16 protein-coding genes and 1 other annotated feature are annotated in these 18905 nt (G+C 42.6%); of the genes, 15 read left to right on the top strand and 1 reads right to left on the bottom strand.

The window, feature by feature from the left end; translation table 11 throughout:
- The 3 genes from dltC (at position 1) to H7F25_RS11460 (ending at position 1918) form a co-directional block, all read left to right on the top strand.
- Positions 1-237 (top strand): D-alanine--poly(phosphoribitol) ligase subunit 2, encoded by a 237-nt coding sequence (gene dltC / locus H7F25_RS11470; protein ID WP_024423191.1) that lies wholly within the window; start codon positions 1-3, stop codon positions 235-237.
- A complete protein-coding gene (gene dltD / locus H7F25_RS11465; protein ID WP_025092477.1) occupies positions 237-1403 on the top strand; it encodes a D-alanyl-lipoteichoic acid biosynthesis protein DltD in 1167 nt (388 codons plus the stop codon). The genes dltC and dltD overlap by 1 nt, the downstream gene beginning before the upstream one ends.
- 95 nt (positions 1404-1498) lie before the next feature.
- On the top strand, positions 1499-1918 hold the full coding sequence (locus H7F25_RS11460; RefSeq protein ID WP_024423190.1) for a YkvA family protein: 420 nt from the start codon (positions 1499-1501) through the stop codon (positions 1916-1918).
- Positions 1919-2149: 231 nt separating this feature from the next.
- Here H7F25_RS11460 and H7F25_RS11455 read toward each other — a convergent pair whose 3' ends face one another.
- Positions 2150-3193, bottom strand: coding sequence for a lactonase family protein (locus H7F25_RS11455; protein ID WP_185853738.1), 1044 nt, complete (start codon positions 3191-3193; stop codon positions 2150-2152).
- Positions 3194-3625: 432 nt separating this feature from the next.
- Here H7F25_RS11455 and ilvE point away from each other — a divergent pair, with 432 nt between their 5' ends.
- From ilvE to lonB, 12 genes are all read left to right on the top strand, one after another.
- Positions 3626-4540 carry a branched-chain-amino-acid transaminase gene (gene ilvE, locus H7F25_RS11450; RefSeq protein ID WP_024427825.1) on the top strand — a complete coding sequence of 305 codons (915 nt, stop codon included), beginning with the start codon at positions 3626-3628 and terminating at the stop codon, positions 4538-4540.
- An 8-nt stretch (positions 4541-4548) separates the two neighbouring features.
- Positions 4549-4794: a binding site (T-box leader), on the top strand.
- Between the two features lie 122 nt (positions 4795-4916).
- The gene (ilvB, locus tag H7F25_RS11445) at positions 4917-6641 is read left to right on the top strand and encodes an acetolactate synthase large subunit (protein ID WP_025092480.1); all 1725 of its coding nucleotides are present in this window, start codon (positions 4917-4919) and stop codon (positions 6639-6641) included.
- Entirely contained in the window at positions 6638-7156 is a 519-nt protein-coding gene (gene ilvN, locus H7F25_RS11440; protein WP_007501584.1) for an acetolactate synthase small subunit, read from the top strand. Before ilvB ends, ilvN begins: the two co-directional genes overlap by 4 nt.
- A gap of 18 nt (positions 7157-7174) precedes the next feature.
- On the top strand, positions 7175-8203 hold the full coding sequence (ilvC, locus tag H7F25_RS11435; RefSeq protein ID WP_024423187.1) for a ketol-acid reductoisomerase: 1029 nt from the start codon (positions 7175-7177) through the stop codon (positions 8201-8203).
- Complete coding sequence (locus H7F25_RS11430) at positions 8190-9743, top strand: 2-isopropylmalate synthase (RefSeq protein ID WP_024423186.1); 1554 nt, start codon at positions 8190-8192, stop codon at positions 9741-9743. Before ilvC ends, H7F25_RS11430 begins: the two co-directional genes overlap by 14 nt.
- A gap of 18 nt (positions 9744-9761) precedes the next feature.
- Positions 9762-10859: a 3-isopropylmalate dehydrogenase gene (leuB, locus tag H7F25_RS11425; protein ID WP_172880609.1), complete on the top strand. Its 1098-nt coding sequence runs from the start codon at positions 9762-9764 to the stop codon at positions 10857-10859.
- Positions 10860-10899: 40 nt separating this feature from the next.
- Positions 10900-12315, top strand: coding sequence for a 3-isopropylmalate dehydratase large subunit (gene leuC, locus H7F25_RS11420; protein WP_025092482.1), 1416 nt, complete (start codon positions 10900-10902; stop codon positions 12313-12315).
- Between the two features lie 13 nt (positions 12316-12328).
- On the top strand, positions 12329-12928 hold the full coding sequence (gene leuD, locus H7F25_RS11415) for a 3-isopropylmalate dehydratase small subunit (RefSeq protein ID WP_024423183.1): 600 nt from the start codon (positions 12329-12331) through the stop codon (positions 12926-12928).
- Between the two features lie 125 nt (positions 12929-13053).
- Positions 13054-14061, top strand: a complete 1008-nt coding sequence (gene ddcA, locus H7F25_RS11410) for a DNA damage checkpoint antagonist DdcA (RefSeq protein WP_024423182.1) — start codon at positions 13054-13056, stop codon at positions 14059-14061.
- Positions 14062-14301: 240 nt separating this feature from the next.
- Positions 14302-15576 carry a trigger factor gene (gene tig, locus H7F25_RS11405; protein ID WP_185853737.1) on the top strand — a complete coding sequence of 425 codons (1275 nt, stop codon included), beginning with the start codon at positions 14302-14304 and terminating at the stop codon, positions 15574-15576.
- Between the two features lie 251 nt (positions 15577-15827).
- A complete protein-coding gene (clpX, locus tag H7F25_RS11400) occupies positions 15828-17093 on the top strand; it encodes an ATP-dependent protease ATP-binding subunit ClpX (protein WP_024423180.1) in 1266 nt (421 codons plus the stop codon).
- 136 nt (positions 17094-17229) lie between these two features.
- Positions 17230-18891, top strand: coding sequence for an ATP-dependent protease LonB (lonB, locus tag H7F25_RS11395; RefSeq protein WP_024423179.1), 1662 nt, complete (start codon positions 17230-17232; stop codon positions 18889-18891).
- Positions 18892-18905 lie beyond the last annotated feature (14 nt).

Below are 18905 nucleotides of genomic sequence, written 5' to 3'. Positions count from 1 at the left end.
ATGGAATTTAAAAATCAAGTATATGGTATTATTGCAGAGGTTTGTCAGGACGACGTTGTGAAAGAAAATCCAGAGATTGCGATTTTTGAAGAAGGTCTTCTTGATTCATTTGGTACAGTAGAACTGCTTATGGCAATTGAAAGTCAACTCGGAATCACTGTTCCGATTACAGAATTCGATCGTGATGTGTGGGATACGCCGAATCATATTGCTGAGCAGCTGGCAGAGATGAAGTAATGAAAAAGCGTTTTTTTGGGCCGCTTATTTTAGCGGCTGTTCTATTCATTGGTGTTCTTCTTGTACCAAATGCATGGCTCTCACACCTGATCCCAAAAGACAAATTACAAAAGTCAGCCACAGAATTAGATCCTGGGATGTTCCAAGGGCTTTATTTACAAGATGAAATGCTAAAAGATCCAACTTATTTGCCGATCTATGGATCTTCTGAACTATCACGTTTTGATCCATATCACCCTTCGAATTTCTTTCATGAGAATCCTCAAGGGTTTACACCTTATCTTATTGGAAAAGGTGGATCGCAATCATTAATTCATGCGATGAACTTCGCAGCGCATATGGATGAATTAAAAGGGAAGAAGCTTGTATTTATCGTGTCCCCGCAGTGGTTTGTGAAATGGGGATCTGACGAGAATCACTTTGCACCTAACTATTCAGCGCTTCAAGCACTGAATCTCGCCTATAATAAAGAAATTGATCCAACTGTGAAAAAAGAGCTGATTAAAAGAATCATGAAGTTTAAAGCAGTCAAAAACGACATGGTGATTACAGAGCTTTTTAAAGCAGAGCTATCTGGGAACAAGTTCGCTTACGGCGCGATTTCTCCTATTGCGAAAATGTACTATGGTATGCTTCAAAAGAAAGACATGTACTATACGATTGGATCGGGGCATGAGCGCAAGCTTCAACCGTCTCCTTCAGTCAAAGGAAAAACATGGGCTGAGCTTGAAAAAGAAGCGAGCATTTTTGGTGCGAAAAGAGCAGGGGACAACCCGTTTTATATTAATCAAAAACTGTTTGACCACAAGCTGAAACCGATCATGAAAAAGATGAAGGATTCCCGTGAAGGCCATTCTTATGCGGAATCACCAGAATACAAAGATTTTCAAATCATGCTGGATATTTTAAAACAGGCAGGGGCAAAGCCTTTGTTTGTAACGATTCCTGTCAACGGAAAGTGGTATGATTACACCGGTTTTCCGAAAGAAGGCCGTACAGGTTATTATGAAAAAATCAATCGTCAAATTCGAGATAATGGGTATGAAGTCGCGGATTTGACTAAGCATGAGTACGATCCATATTTCTTTAAAGATACGATTCATGTGTCTTATAAAGGATGGGTGTACATCGATAAGGCAATTGAAAAGTTTTACAAAGAGCAGTAGAATGCAGCAGCTTTCTGCTGCTTTTTGTTTGTCGAATCGGCGGATATCTTGTATAACTAAGGGAAAAGGGCTATGCTGTAGATGGAGGCGATATGATGAATCGTTCTGAGAAAAAAGAACTATTAAAGCGTTCGAAGAAGCATTTTAATGATCATGCCTTTTGGGAAAAGTTAAAAAAGACGGCACAAAAAGCTGGTGTCTCTCTTGTCTATGCTGTGCTATTACTTTACTATACATTGCAAAAACCCGAAGTGCCGGTCAAAGCAAAGACCTTGATTATTGGAGCACTCGGCTATTTTATCCTTCCACTTGATCTCATTCCGGATACATTGATTGGTGTCGGCTATACAGATGATTTAGGAGCCATTACATTTGCTCTGCTTCAAGTAGCAATGTACATTGATGATGATGTGAAAGGGAAAGCAAAAGACAGGCTGTCAAAATGGTTCGGCGAAAAAACCGATACGTCTTTGATTGATCAAAAGCTTGAGGATGGCGGTATGCCGTCTGTATAAAGAAAAGCCTCCGTTATTGGAGGCTTTAGCGTGTAGACAAATCCTCGCATTCGTTGTCAGGTCTGCGCTCCAGTGCTCACGAATGTTTCAATTCGCTCCGCTCCGGTGCTCGTCCTTCCTAGGGCTGCAAAGGTTTTCTATCACGCTGAAAAGAAGACAAAGGGCTAAAATGATTTTCATTTTAGCCCTTTGTCAACAATCTGAAGCCCCTGTTATTGGAGGCTTTTTTCTTTACCCTAAAAATTTCACGCAAACTGGATGAGGGACGGTAATGTCTGATTGTAAGACAGTGAGTCGTCCTGTTTCTTTGTCGCGTTTGTATAACACAAGGTTGCTAGATTCTTGGTTTGAACCGACGAGGAATTCTTCTGTTGGATCAAGTACAAAATCTCTAGGCCAGTTTCCTTCAGAAGAAGCAATCTCGACAAGGCTTAATTGGCCGTCAGCGTCTGCTTTAAAAATCGCAATGCTGTCATGACCGCGATTTCCTGCATAAACAAATTGTCCGTCTGAAGAGACATGAATGGCACTTCCTTGATTGTTCTCCGTAAAATCGCTTGGAATGGTCGCGATTGTTTGGATCTCTTCAAAATGACCATCTTCAAAGTAACGAAGCACAATGACCTCTGAGCTTAGCTCTGTCATGACATATGCCACAGGTTTCGTTGGGTGGAATGTGATATGACGAGGTCCGCTGCCTGGCTTTGTTTCAAATGTATGAGCAAGCTCAAGTTTGCCGTCTTCTTTCTTATACGTATAAATTCCATCTGTTCCAAGGTCAACAGCCACTGCAAATTGTTCATCTGGCGTGAGACCCATAAAGTGAGTGTGCGGTTTTTCCTGACGATCTTCGTTAGGGCCAGTTCCTTCATGCTGTGCCTGTGAGAGCGTGCGGATCACTGAGCCATTTTTAGCATCGATTTCATACATCTCTGCTGTCCCTTTATGATAGTTCGCTGTATACGCCGTTTTCGTTTGACTGTCCACGCTGACGTGGCAAGGAGAAGCTCCATCGGCAAGCTCTTGGTTGATGAAGTGAAGTCTGCCTGTTGTTGAATCAATTTGATACGCAGCAAGGCCGCCCTGTGATCCTTTTTTCACAACAGCATAAACAAACTTTTGATCCTCTGACACGGTTAAATATGTAGGATTTTCAAGCTCAGCAGCGACTTCTACTTGCTCAATCTGCTGCTTGTCCGTATTTAATGTAAACGTATAAACACCTTTACTGTCTCCCTTTGTATACGTACCGATATAACCTCTGATGTTAGCCATGTATTGCCCTCCTTCTATTAGATGCTCTCATTCTATCATAAATTCATAGGAAAACGCTTTAGAAAGGCATGCCAAAAGAAAAACAAAGTCAAAGAAATCTCACAATATTCATCAAAAATGTTGTGAAAAAATATCACAAAAGTTTTCTCAAAAGAAAACCGTTCATGTAAAGTAAATAAATTGAAGAAAAAATACAAAAAATTTTAAGTTTTTTCATTCCTTGTCTAGCAAAGGTGTAAGCGTATACATTTAATTTTGATTAGTCTAAATTGTCTAATAATTTTAAAAATGCTGTTGACACTGTATGGAAAGCGGCGTAAGATGGGTTCAACAAAAGCTAAACAAACACGCAGTGCAAGCGAGAGACACTTCAATATAAAGTGTCTGAAAATTCAACTACTTTTTGTTTGAAAGAGAGGGTGCTCACTGAAAATGGAAGACCAAAAGGAACAGTGGATCTTTTTAAACGATGAACTCGTGAAAAAAGAGGATGCGAAAATTTCAGTTTACGATCATGGCTTCTTATATGGCGACGGTGTTTTCGAAGGGATTCGCGTGTATAACGGAAATATCTTTCGAATGAAAGAACATTTAGACCGCCTGTATGATTCCGCCAGATCCATTATGCTGAACATTCCATATTCACTTGAGGAACTCACGGAGAAAATGATTCATACAGTTGAAAGGAACGGCCTAAAGGATGCCTATATTCGCCTTGTCGTCTCAAGAGGAGCGGGTGATCTTGGTTTAGATCCTAACAACTGCGGGAGAGCCAATACAGTGATCATTGTAGAGCCGCTGGCCATTTTTCCAAAGCACCTATATGAAACGGGTATTGATATTGTGACGGTTCCAACAAGACGAAATCGTCCAGATGTCCTTAGCCCAAAAGTGAAATCATTAAATTATTTGAATAACATTCTTGTCCGAATCGAAGCCCATATGGCCGGTGTAAGTGAAGCGCTGATGCTGAACGATCAAGGGTACGTGGCGGAAGGTTCTGCAGACAACGTGTTTATTTATAAAAAAGGCAAGCTTTATACACCGCCAGGTTATATCGGCGCACTCGAAGGCATCACAAGAAATGCCATCATGGAAATTGCAGAAGACTTAGGCTACGAAGTAAAAGAAGAACCATTCACAAGACATGATGTGTATACAGCTGAAGAAGTATTTCTAACAGGAACCGCAGCCGAAGTTATCGCCGTTGTAAAAGTTGACGGCCGTACAATCGGTGAAGGAAAACCTGGGTTCCACACAAACAAACTTCTTGAACAATTCCGTAAGCGAGTAGTTGAAGAGGGAGAAAAAGTCGTTTTTGCAGATGAAAACATTCATGCAAGTTAAATAGATATCGATAAACGTTGAAGAGGACTAGTAGCTTTAGAGTCAGTATCTACAGAGAGCCGGTGCTAGCTGGAAACCGGTGTTACTTTCTAAAGTGAACTCACCTCTGAGTGTCTGCTTGAAATGATAGTAGGGCAGACCGAGTGACATTGCTCACTCGTTACCAAAATGGACGAAAGATGTCCATGAGACGGCAGCAGGATTGCCGTGAACAAGGGTGGTACCGCGAAAAACAAAGCTTTTTCGCCCCTTTGACCTAGTGAAAAGTAGTGTCATTGTGGGGTGAGAAGGCTTTTTTATATGGTCTCATATCTCTATCTTGAATGGAAAAGGGTGAAAGGACTTGACTGAAGCAAGACAAAGAGGAGGAAATCAAATGGGGACAAATGTACAAATGGAGACGGAAAAATCAAAAGCACCACAAACGATGAACGGTGCACTCATGTTAATTGAAGCACTCAAAAGAGAAAAAGTAGAAGTCATTTTCGGCTATCCGGGCGGAGCAGTTTTGCCAATCTACGATAAAATTTACGATTCTGGTTTATTTCATGTCCTGCCAAGACATGAGCAGGGAGCGATTCACGCAGCAGAAGGATACGCAAGAGTATCTGGTAAACCGGGTGTTGTCATTGCCACATCAGGGCCGGGAGCGACAAACCTTGTGACAGGAATTGCAGATGCGATGATTGATTCACTTCCCCTTGTTGTATTCACAGGGCAGGTGGCAACGTCAGTCATTGGATCGGATGCATTCCAAGAAGCAGATGTACTCGGCATCACAATGCCAATTACAAAGCACAGCTACCAGGTAAGGAATCCAGAGGAATTACCGGGTGTCATTAAAGAGGCATTCCATATCGCAACAACAGGCAGACCTGGTCCAGTATTAATTGATATTCCAAAAGATGTCGCAGGCATTGAAGGAACCTTTGAATATGATCAGCCAATTGATTTACCTGGTTATCAGCCAAAAGTAGAGCCGAACTATTTGCAAATTCGCAAATTAGTAGAAGCTGTCAGCAGAGCGAAAAAACCAGTCATTCTAGCAGGAGCCGGCGTACTTCATGGCAAAGCATCTGAAGAATTAAGACAGTATGTAGAGCAGCAGCAAATCCCAGTCGCTCATACACTGCTTGGACTTGGCGGATTCCCGGCAAAGCACCCTCTTTTCCTAGGGATGGCTGGTATGCATGGCACATATGCAGCGAACATGGCTCTTCATCAATGTGATCTGCTCATTTCAATCGGAGCAAGATTTGATGACAGGGTAACAGGCAACCTCAATCATTTTGCGAAACATGCGAAGGTCGCTCATATTGACATCGACCCAGCGGAAATCGGCAAGAACATTCATACCCATATCCCGGTTGTTGGAGACAGTAAGCTCGTTCTTGAAGAACTGATCAAGCAAGACGGGAAGCAAGGGGAATCAGACGAATGGAAAAATCAATTAGATCAGTGGAAGGAAGAATATCCACTCTGGTACGTTGAAAACGAAGCAGAAGGCTTTAAGCCTCAAAAGCTGATTGAATACATTCATCAATTCACAAAAGGTGAAGCCATTGTCGCAACTGATGTCGGACAGCATCAAATGTGGGCGGCACAGTTCTATCCATTTGAAAATGCAGATAAGTGGGTCACATCTGGAGGTCTTGGCACAATGGGCTTCGGATTACCAGCAGCCATCGGCGCTCAGCTGGCTGATCAAGAGGCAACTGTTGTAGCGATTTTAGGAGACGGAGGTTTCCAAATGACCCTGCAAGAACTTGCCGTTATCCGTGAGCTGAACCTTCCAGTCAAAGTGATTGTACTCAATAATCACAGCCTTGGAATGGTAAGACAATGGCAAGAAATTTTCTACGAAGAACGCTACTCACATTCTAAATTTTCAGAGCAGCCAGACTTCGTCAAATTATCTGAAGCTTATGGCATTAAAGGAATCAGAATCTCATCAGACGAAGAGGCGAAAGAAAAGCTTGAAGAAGCCTTAACCTCTAGAGAGCCTGTTTTCATCGATGTCAATGTAGCGCGAGATGAAAAAGTATTCCCGATGGTAGCACCGGGGAAAGGACTTCATGAGATGGTGGGGGTGAAACCTTGAAAAGAATTATTGTGTTGACTGTATTAAATCGATCAGGCGTACTGAACAGAATCACAGGCCTCTTTACTAAAAGACACTACAACATTGAAAGCATTACGGTCGGCCATTCTGAGATTCAAGATGTATCACGCATCACGTTCGTCGTCCATGTAGACCAGGAGAAAGACATCGAACAGCTGACAAAACAGCTGAACAAACAAATCGATGTTCTGAAAGTAACAGACATTACAAACCAATCAATCGTTCAGCGAGAGCTGGCTTTGATAAAAGTCGTATCTGCACCAGCATCTAGAATGGAGATCACGGGTGTCATTGAACCGTTTAGAGCTTCTATTGTAGATGTGAGCAGAGAGAGTGTCGTCATTCAGGTGACAGGTGAGTCTTCAAAAATTGAAGCACTCATTGAATTACTTAAGCCATACGGCATTAAAGAAGTCGCCAGAACTGGCACCACGGCCTTTGCGAGAGATAATCAGCAAAAGCCGCAAACAAATAAAACAATTTCAATTGTCTAAACAAAAGGAGAGAGTCAAATGGTAAAAGTATATTATAACGGTGATATTCAAGAAAACGTATTAAATGGTCAAAAGGTAGCAATCATTGGTTACGGTTCACAAGGTCATGCACATGCATTGAACTTAAAAGAAAGCGGCGTAGATGTGATCGTCGGCGTAAGAAAAGGCGGATCTTATACAAAAGCACAAGAAGACGGCCATCAAGTATTCACAGTAAAAGAAGCAGCAGCACAAGCAGACGTCGTGATGGTACTACTTCCAGATGAGCAGCAAAAGAAAGTATATGATGAAGAAATCAAAGATCAATTAGAAGCTGGCAACTCACTTGTATTCGCACACGGATTCAACGTTCACTTCCATCAAATTGTTCCTCCAAGTGACGTAGACGTGTATCTTGTAGCTCCAAAAGGACCAGGACATCTTGTGAGAAGAACATATGAGCAAGGCGCTGGTGTACCTGCCCTATTTGCTATCTATCAAGATGTATCTGGCCAAGCGAAAGACAAAGCACTTGCTTATGCAAAAGCGATCGGCGGAGCAAGAGCGGGCGTTCTTGAAACAACATTTAAAGAAGAAACAGAAACGGATCTATTCGGTGAGCAGGCAGTTCTTTGTGGAGGTCTTACTTCACTAGTAAAAGCAGGATTCGAAACGTTAACAGAAGCTGGTTATCAGCCAGAGCTTGCATACTTCGAGTGTCTGCATGAACTGAAATTGATCGTTGACCTTATGTATGAAGAAGGTTTAGAAGGCATGAGATATTCAATTTCTGATACAGCACAATGGGGTGACTTCGTATCAGGACCACGCGTTGTGGATGCAAAAGTAAAAGAGTCAATGAAAGCTGTTTTGACTGATATCCAAAACGGAACATTTGCAAAAGAATGGATTGTTGAAAACCAAGTGAATCGTCCACGTTTCAATGCGATCAATGCAAATGAAAATGAGCACCAAATTGAAATCGTTGGTAGAAAGCTTCGTGAAATGATGCCTTTCGTTAAACAAGGAAAGAAAAAGGAAGCGGTGAGCGTCGGTGCGGAAAATTAATTTTTTTGACACAACACTTCGGGATGGAGAGCAATCACCAGGAGTGAACTTAAATGCACAAGAAAAGCTAATCATTGCAAAGCAGCTTGAGCGCCTTGGGGTTAATATCATTGAAGCGGGATTTCCCGCTTCATCCCGAGGGGATTTCTTAGGCGTACAAGAAATTGCAAGAACGATTAAAAACTGTTCTGTTGCTGGTCTTGCACGATGTGTGAAAGGTGACATTGATGCTGCATGGGAAGCATTAAAAGATGGAGTGGAGCCAAGGCTTCATGTCTTTATTGCCACTTCTGACATTCACCTGAAGCATAAACTCAAGAAAACACGTGAAGAAGTCGTAGAACAGGCTGTCGCAATGGTGAAATATGCGAAAGAACGTTTTCCAGTTGTCCAATGGTCAGCAGAAGATGCGTGCCGTACAGATCTTGCTTTCTTAGCAGAAATTGTAGAAAAGGTCATTGACGCTGGGGCGAGTGTCATTAACTTGCCAGATACAGTTGGATACCTAGCGCCAAAAGAGTACGGAAACATCTTTAAATATATGAAGGAACACGTTCCGAATATCGACCGCGTCAACTTGTCCGCTCACTGTCACGATGATTTAGGAATGGCTGTAGCAAACTCACTTGCTGCCATTGAAAATGGAGCAGATCAAATTGAAACGGCTGTCAACGGAATTGGCGAGCGCGCTGGAAATGCCGCTTTAGAAGAAATTGCAGTAGCTCTTCATATTCGAAAAGACTTTTACCAGGTCGAATCAACGATTCAATTGAATGAAATTAAGCGTACAAGTGATGTAGTGAGCAAATACTCAGGAATGATTGTGCCGCGTAATAAAGCAGTCGTTGGAAACAACGCATTTGCACATGAATCAGGTATTCACCAAGATGGTTTCCTCAAAGAAAAAACAACCTATGAAATTATTTCTCCAGAGCTTGTCGGCGTGACAACAGATGTGCTTGTCCTTGGAAAACACTCCGGAAGGCACGCGTTTAAAGACCGTATGAAAACACTAGGCTTTAAACTAACGGAAGACGAAATCAATAAATTCTTTGAGACTTTCAAGAACTTGACAGAGAAGAAGAAAGAAATTACAGATGATGACTTGATCTCTATTATATTAGAAGAAAAAGTAGCAGACCGAAAAATCGGCTACGAATTTGAAAGTCTGCAAGTGCACTATGGAACAGAACAAATGCCAACAGCAACAGTTTCTCTGAAAAATCAAGAAACACAGGAAGTCATTCAAGAAGCAGCTACAGGTGCAGGCAGTGTAGAGGCTGTGTACAACACGCTTGAGCGCTGTATGGAAGAAAGAATTCATTTGCTGGACTACCGCATTCAATCAAATGGAAAAGGCAGAGATGCACTAGCAGAAGTATATGTCACTGTTTCAATAGAAGGAAAAGAAACAGCAGGACGCGGTGTAGCGCAAGATGTACTTGAAGCATCAGCAAAAGCTTACGTCAATGCAGTGAACAGACATTTAATCTTCAAATCAAATCTGATTGAAATTGAGAAACATCACGCGATCTCATAGGAAAGGAGGAAGGTTCTCATGAAAAAGAAAATTGCACTTTTGCCCGGCGATGGAATCGGACCGGAAGTCGTGACATCTGCGGTCGCTGTCCTTCAAGAGACGGCGGCGCAATTTAAGCACGAATTTGAATTCGAAACTGCGCTCATTGGCGGTATCGCAATAGATGAAAAAAACAACCCGCTTCCAAAGGAAACAGTAGATGTATGCAAAAACGCTGATGCGATTTTATTAGGAGCAGTCGGCGGACCAAAGTGGGATCAAAACCCGCCAGAGCTCCGTCCAGAAAAAGGCCTGCTCGCCATTCGTAAACAGCTGGACTTATTTGCCAACATCCGCCCTGTAAAGGTGTTCGATAGCTTAAGCGAGGCATCTCCGTTAAAACAAGATCATATTAACGGAGTCGATTTCGTCATCGTTCGTGAATTAACAGGCGGTCTCTATTTTGGTGAACCAAGCGAACGCTATACGGATGATGAAGGAAAAGAAGCTGCCGTTGATACGCTCCTTTATACAAAGGAAGAAATTGTCCGCGTATTAAAAGAAGCGTTCGACATGGCCTTAACAAGATGGAAAAAAGTGACGTCTGTGGATAAAGCGAATGTCCTTGCTTCTAGTAAACTATGGCGGGATGCAGTAGAAGAAGTTGCTGCTCAATATCCAGAAGTTGAATTTGAGCATATGCTCGTCGACAATGCTGCCATGCAGCTGATTTACAAGCCCGCTCAATTTGATGTCATTGTGACGGAGAATATGTTCGGTGATATTTTAAGTGACGAAGCTTCTATGATTACTGGATCACTCGGCATGCTGCCATCTGCTAGTTTATCAAGCACTGGCCTTCATTTATATGAGCCAATTCATGGTTCAGCACCCGATATTGCGGGGCAAAACGTTGCAAACCCTCTGGCAACCATTTTATCAGCAGCAAGCTTGCTTAGAACATCCTTTGCATTAGAAGAAGAAGCGGCTGCAATAGAAGAAGCTGTCGAAGCTGTTCTTGCCTCTGGCAAACGAACAAAAGATTTAGCAGCAAAAGAGGGAACTTATCAAACGACTGAAGAAATCACTAATGCGGTTGTAGACGCACTCAAGCAGCGCGTGCAAACCATTGTGTAAATAGAATCTTGTGGAATTAGGTAGAGGGAGGAAAAGGGTTATGCCTCGAACAATCATCGAAAAAATATGGGATCAGCATGTAGTCAAAAGCGGCGAGGGAAAACCAGACCTTTTATATATTGATCTGCACTTGGTGCATGAAGTGACATCACCTCAAGCATTTGAAGGATTAAGACAAAAAGGGCGCAAGGTGAGAAGACCTCAAAACACGTTTGCGACGATGGATCACAACATCCCAACTGTGAATCGATTTGTGATCAAAGATGAGATTGCTAAAAAGCAAGTGAGTGCCTTAGAGCGCAACTGTGCGGAATTTGGCGTTCGTCTTGCTGACCTTCACAGTGTTGACCAAGGAATCGTCCATGTCGTTGGACCTGAGCTTGGATTGACACTTCCGGGGAAAACAATCGTTTGTGGAGATAGTCATACATCAACTCACGGTGCGTTTGGTGCACTTGCCTTTGGGATCGGTACTAGTGAGGTTGAACATGTACTTTCTACACAAACACTTTGGCAGCAGCGTCCGAAAACGCTAGAAATTAGAGTAGACGGAAAGCTTCAAAAAGGGGTAACCGCCAAAGATGTCATTTTAGCCGTCATTGGTGCGCACGGCGTGAAGTTCGGCTCAGGTTATGTCATTGAATACACTGGGGAAGTATTCAGAAACATGACGATGGATGAGCGGATGACCGTTTGTAATATGTCAATTGAAGCAGGCGCAAGAGCAGGATTGATTGCACCTGATGAAGTCACCTTCGAATATTGCCGCGGCCGCAAATATGCACCGCAGGGTGAAGACTTCGAAGCAGCTATTAAAGAATGGGAAGAACTTAGAACAGATCCAGGTGCAACCTACGATAAAACCATTGTGTTAGATGGAAATCAGATTTCACCAATGGTTACGTGGGGAATTAACCCAGGAATGGTACTCCCTGTGGATGCATCAATCCCAGGACCTGAGGACTTTGCACAAGAAGATGATCAAAAAGAAGCAATTCGTGCTTACGAATACATGGGTGTCCACCCGCATCAGCGTATAGAAGATATTACGATTGAGCATGTCTTTATCGGCTCATGTACGAACTCAAGAATGACTGATTTACGTCAAGCTGCTTCTATGATTGAAGGACAAAAAGTAGCAGATCATGTCAGAGCGATTGTGGTGCCTGGCTCTCAAAGTGTCAAATTGCAAGCAGAAAAAGAAGGTCTTCATGAAATCTTCCTTGAAGCAGGATTTGAATGGAGAGAATCAGGCTGCAGTATGTGCCTTAGTATGAATAACGATGTGGTACCGGAGGGCGAACGCTGCGCGTCCACATCAAACCGTAACTTTGAAGGGCGTCAAGGGAAGGGTGCGAGAACGCATCTTGTCAGCCCGGCAATGGCTGCAATGGCTGCGATACATGGCCGCTTTGTCGATGTCAGGAAGTTTAATCAAGAGAAAACAGTCGTGTAAGGAGTTGTCATAGATGGAGCCTTTAGTCACTCATAAAGGAAAAGCCGCTGTGCTTAACCGGATCAATGTAGATACAGATCAAATTATTCCGAAACAATTTTTAAAAAGAATCGAACGAACAGGATATGGCCGCTTTGCCTTTTTCGACTGGCGTTACTTAGCCGATGGCAGCCCAAATCCAGATTTCGAACTAAATCAGCCAATCTATGAAGGAGCATCCATTTTGATCGCAGGGGAGAACTTTGGCTGCGGATCATCTAGGGAACATGCTCCTTGGGCGCTTGATGATTATGGCTTTAAAATTGTCATCGCACCATCATTCGCAGATATATTTCATCAAAACTGCTTTAAAAATGGGATGCTTCCGATTCGCCTTGATTATGATGTGTGGAAAACCTTCGCTGCGTCATATGAGAACAAAGGGTATGAGATGACGGTTGATCTTGAAAAACAGCAGATAGAAGATCATGAAGGGAATATCACCCCTTTTCAAGTCGACCCTCACTGGAGAGAAATGCTCCTAAATGGTTATGATGAGATTTCATTAACATTACTTCTAGAAGATGACATTCAAGCATTTGAAGAAAAGCGCAGCAGCTGGCTGCGCGCTTAAGCAACGAGAAGCTGTCCGCCCGAGGTGTGACGGCTTCTTTTTTGCATGAAAACCTCTCGTTACTTGTGTTTACTAATCTTCGTTGGTAAACTGATAAAAAATATGCGCCCGAAAGGAACGTAAGCATGAAGCATGACAAGAAGAAAGATAATGTCATTTTGTTTCCTGGTCTGAAAGAAAGACTGATTGAAAAAGGAATGGCAGCATTAAAAGATAAACAGTATCAAGAGGCGCTTCACTTGTTTTCAGAAGCTAAATCGTACGATGACGATGAAGAATCCGATATTCACCTTGGAATGGCCATTTGTTTTCTGGAGCTGGGTGAGCTGCAGGATGCAAAGCGTGTTTGTGAAAAAATGCTGCATGAAGGATATGGCCACTATTTCACTGTGCTCCAAGTGTATATGACGATCCTCATTCAGCTGAAAGAATATGAAGAAGTCAAACAGACGATTGAGGCTGTGCTCGAGGAAAACCACCTTCCGGCAGAAAGCGCGGAGCATTTTTACAAGCTGCTCGAATTTAGCAGAAAAATGATCGAATCACCTGAAGAGATTTTAGATGAAGATGAGGACGCCGGAAGTGAGGTCAACATAGATGATATGCTGAAGCGTCCGGAAGAACAGGTCCAGTTCATTCATTCATTGAAAGACCGGAATATTACACCGCATATGGGTCTATTAAATACCATCTTACAAAATCCTGATGGGAACCCTTTGGTCAAATCAATGATCCTGCAGCTTCTGGCAGAGCATGATGTGGCAAAACCGGTTCATGTGACAAAATTCGGTGATTCTTTAACCCTTATTCCTTCTGAGGCTGTAAAGCCAGAGCAGATGCCGCTTCTTCAGCAAGTCCTTCGTATGCTTGATGACACGCTTGGCAATGAGAATCCGACCCTTTACCAAGCCGTGGAAGAGTTATGGCGCCGGCACTTATTTGTGCTGTATCCATTTCTTCCTAAATACACAGATCCTAGTCTTTGGGCAGCGGCACTTCATAAAGTCGGCTATGAAATGCATGGGATTGAGATTGAACTCGAAGAATTGCATCTATTGTATGAATTTAACGAACGAGAGCTGAGAGAAGCTTGCACAATGCTGAAAGATATTGAAGAAATTTCTTATTTGTAATTTGTCGATTTAGTTGAAAGACGGACTTGTTATGTTATAATATAATGGTTGTATTTGTGCATATATAGTGCAGTTGTCAGATTCCAACGGTTGAAAGACGATATGTATAATCAAGTCAAATGTTGTATACATAATGCAAGCTTCTTAGCGGAGTGCGTGGTTTTTGATTGGACGAAGTCTTTATGATGCTTTAGAATGGAGCAACGCACAATCTGAATAGATTTTTGGAGGGAAACACACATGTCAGTAAAATGGGAAAAACAAGAAGGTAACGAAGGCGTACTAACTGTAGAAGTTGACGCTGAAACATTTAACAAAGCACTTGATGATGCATTTAAGAAAGTGGTTAAGCAAGTATCGATCCCTGGATTCCGTAAAGGGAAAGTACCACGTGGTCTTTTCGAGCAGCGTTTTGGTGTAGAATCTCTTTATCAAGATGCATTAGATATTCTTCTTCCGGTTGAATATCCAAAAGCAATCGACGAAGCTGGTATCGAGCCAGTTGACCGCCCTGAAATCGATGTTGAGAAAATCGAAAAAGGCGAAAACTTAATCTTCACTGCAAAAGTAACAGTGAAGCCTGAAGTAAAACTTGGTGACTACAAAGGTCTTAACGTAGAAAAAGACGACACAGCTGTTACTGATGAAGATGTACAAGAAGAGCTTAAAGGCATGCAAAACCGTCAAGCTGAGCTTGTTGTCAAAGAAGATGGCGCAATCGAAAACGGCGATACAGTTGTTCTTGATTTCGAAGGATTCGTTGATGGAGAAGCATTCGAAGGCGGAAAAGCTGAGAACTACTCTCTTGAAGTAGGTTCTGGTTCATTCATCCCTGGTTTCGAAGAGCAATTAGTTGGTCTTGAAGCTGGCGCTGAAAAAGACGTAGAAGTTACATTCCCAGAAGAATACCATGCTGAAGACCTTGCAGGTAAACCAGCTGTATTCAAAGTGAAAATTCATGAAATCAAAGCAAAAGAACTTCCAGCACTTGACGATGAGTTCGCTAAAGATGTTGATGAAGAAGTAGAAACGCTTGCTGAGTTAACTGAAAAAACGAAGAAACGTCTTGAAGAAGCAAAAGAAAACGAAGCAGAAGGAAAACTTCGTGAAGAGCTAGTTGCGAAAGCTTCTGAAAATGCGGAAGTTGACATCCCACAAGCGATGGTTGATACAGAGCTAGACCGCATGATGAAAGAATTCGAACAACGTCTACAAATGCAAGGAATGAACCTTGAGCTTTACTTCCAATTCTCTGGACAAGATGAAGATGCGCTGAAAGAGCAAATGAAAGAAGATGCTGCTAAACGCGTAAAATCTAACCTAACACTTGAAGCAATTGCTGCTGCAGAAAACTTACAAGTGTCTGACGAAGAAGTGGAAGAAGAACTTTCAAAAATGGCTGAAGCATACAACATGCCAATTGAAAATATCAAACAAGCGATCGGATCTACTGAAGCAATGAAAGAAGATCTAAAAGTTCGTAAAGCAATTGATTTTCTTGTAGAAAACCGTTAATATGGTGCATAATAATAAAACAGGGCGCGAGTGACTCGTGCCTTGTTTTGTACAATTTTTGACTTATCATCGCTTCTTTTGGAAACGATAGTGTAAGTCGCATCTTTCTGTCATACATATCTCAATGTGCAGTGTTAGAAACACATCGTTACCGTCTTTTAGGAAAGTATGGTAAAATGCATACATACTGGACCCAGAAAGGTAGCTGACTGTTAGCTACAGGCAAGTGAAGAAGAATAAGGGGTGAAAGAATGTTTAAATTCAACGAGGAAAAAGGTCAATTAAAATGCTCGTTTTGCGGAAAAACGCAAGATCAAGTGCGTAAACTGGTCGCAGGACCTGGCGTATATATATGTGATGAATGTATCGAGCTTTGCACGGAAATAGTTGAAGAAGAGCTCGGCACAGAGGAAGAAGTTGAATTCAAGGATGTTCCGAAGCCTCATGAAATTCGGGAGATTCTTGATGAATATGTCATCGGACAAGACAATGCGAAAAAATCCTTAGCTGTAGCGGTGTATAACCACTACAAACGGATCAATTCCAACAGCAAGATTGATGATGTTGAGCTTTCGAAAAGTAATATTTCTATGATTGGACCAACAGGAAGCGGTAAAACATTACTTGCTCAAACACTTGCACGTATTTTAAATGTGCCATTTGCGATCGCAGATGCAACATCATTAACTGAAGCAGGTTATGTTGGTGAAGACGTAGAGAATATTTTACTAAAGCTGATCCAGGCAGCGGATTATGATGTAGAAAAAGCGGAAAAAGGCATTATCTACATCGATGAGATCGATAAAGTAGCAAGAAAATCAGAAAACCCTTCTATCACTCGCGATGTATCTGGGGAAGGCGTCCAGCAAGCCCTTTTGAAAATTCTTGAAGGAACAGTCGCTAGTGTACCGCCTCAAGGTGGACGTAAGCATCCGCATCAAGAATTCATTCAAATTGATACGACGAACATCCTCTTCATTTGTGGAGGAGCCTTTGACGGGATTGAGCAAATCATCAAACGCCGCTTAGGTCAAAAAGTAATTGGATTCGGTGCGGAAAATAAAGTCGAAGATCTTGAAAAAGAAGTCCTTCTATCAAAAGTACTGCCAGAAGACTTGCTTCGCTTCGGTTTAATTCCAGAATTCATCGGTCGTCTGCCGGTTATTGCAAGCCTAGAGCCGTTAGATGAAAAAGCACTTGTAGAAATCTTGACGAAGCCTAAAAATGCGCTTGTTAAGCAATATACAAAAATGCTTGAGCTTGACGATGTAGAGCTTGAATTTGAAGAAGATGCTCTTAGCGAAATTGCGAAAAAGGCAATTGAGCGTAAAACAGGAGCTCGTGGTCTTCGCTCGATCATTGAAGGCATCATGCTTGATGTCATGTTTGACCTTCCATCTCGTGATGATATTGAAAAATGTGTCATCACTGGTGCAACGGTTGCTGATGGTGAGCCGCCGCGTCTTGTGTTAAAGGATGGCACAGTCGTCAACAAAGATACTAAAACATCTGCATAAGAGAAGTCTCGCTCCTGAATCATTTTGATTCAGGAGTTTTTTATTTATCGTAGAAGACGTGTTTATTCCGTCCAGCTCTAGGAAATACTAGCAGACAGAAACCAATACATACGATAGATGAAGGAGGGAGCACCGATTGAGCTGGACAGGAATCGTATTATTTATACAGCTGTTCTTTGGTATCGTCATCGGGCTGTACTTTTGGAACTTACTGCGAAATCAGCGCACACAAAAGGTGACGATAGACAAAGAATCAAAAAAAGAAATGGAAGCACTCAGAAAGATGCGGTCAATCAAGCTGAGTGAGCCTTTATCAGAGAGAGTCCGGCCAAAGGGGTTTCAAGATATTGTAGGGCAGGAAGACGGCATTCGTGCTCTAAAAGCAGCGCTGTGCGGACCGAATCCTCAGCATGTCATTGTCTATGGACCACCGGGGGTTGGAAAAACAGCCGCTGCCCGTCTTGTCATGGAAGAAGCGAAACGTCATGCTGATTCACCGTTTAAGAAAGATGCGGTATTTGTGGAGCTCGATGCCACAACCGCAAGATTCGATGAACGGGGCATCGCAGACCCGCTCATTGGTTCTGTGCATGACCCGATTTACCAAGGGGCGGGAGCGATGGGACAGGCAGGCATTCCGCAGCCAAAACAAGGAGCCGTTACGCATGCGCATGGCGGGGTTCTGTTTATCGATGAAATTGGGGAACTGCATCCGATTCAAATGAACAAAATGCTGAAAGTCCTTGAAGATCGGAAAGTATTTTTAGATAGCGCCTACTACAGTGAGGAAAACACTCAAATTCCGAATCACATTCATGACATTTTTCAAAATGGACTTCCGGCTGATTTTCGATTGATTGGCGCCACGACAAGAACACCTGAAGAAATTCCACCAGCGATTCGATCGAGGTGTTTGGAAATTTTCTTTAAGGACCTTGACCAGCATGAACTGAAAATTGTCGCTGCTAAGGCTGTCCAGAAAATCCAAAAGGAATTATGTGATGAAGGGCTGAACCTGTTAACCTCTTATGTGAAAAATGGCCGTGAAGCAGTCAATATGGTGCAGATCGCTGCTGGAATGGCCGTCACGGAAAACAGAAAAGACATCACGATCGCCGATGTCGAGTGGGTCATTCACTCAAGCCAGCTGACACCAAGATATGAACAAAAAGTACCGGAAAAGCCAAAAGTCGGTGTAGTGAATGGTCTGGCAGTCTACGGACCAAACAGCGGTGCCTTGCTCGAGATTGAAGTGAATATATGTAAGGCACTCGAAAAAGGAAGTATCAACATTACAGGCATTGCAGAAGAAGAAAGCATTGGCAGTCAGTCTAAATCTATTCGACGAAAAAGTATGGCAAAAGGATCTGTTGAAAATGTATTAACAGTGCTGAGAAACTTAGGGATACGGACAAATGAATATGACATCCATATTAATTTTCCAGGCGGTGCCCCTATTGATGGACCGTCTGCTGGGATTGCCATGGCGGCGGCGATTTTCTCTGCCATTCATCAAATCCCGATTGATCATCTGACAGCAATGACAGGTGAAATCGGATTGCAGGGTCAGGTGAAACCGATCGGCGGTGTGATACCGAAGATTAAGGCGGCGAAACAAGCTGGTGCCACAACCGTGATTATTCCTTATGACAACCAGCAGTCGATCTTAAAAGAGATTGAAGGCGTCACCATTGTGCCTGTGAAGCACTTCCAAGAGGTGCTGGATCAGTGTTTGGTCAACCCGCCAGACGAGAAGAAAGATGGACTAGAAGAGGAAATGAAAAGAAAATCTGTTTAATCCCCATCACATAT

Origin of the sequence: Bacillus sp. PAMC28571 (genome assembly GCF_014250435.1) — a bacterium.
GTDB lineage: Bacteria > Bacillota > Bacilli > Bacillales > Bacillaceae > Bacillus > Bacillus safensis.
Note: the sequence above shows the minus strand (reverse complement) of the source record. Positions and strands in the feature narration are given on the sequence as shown.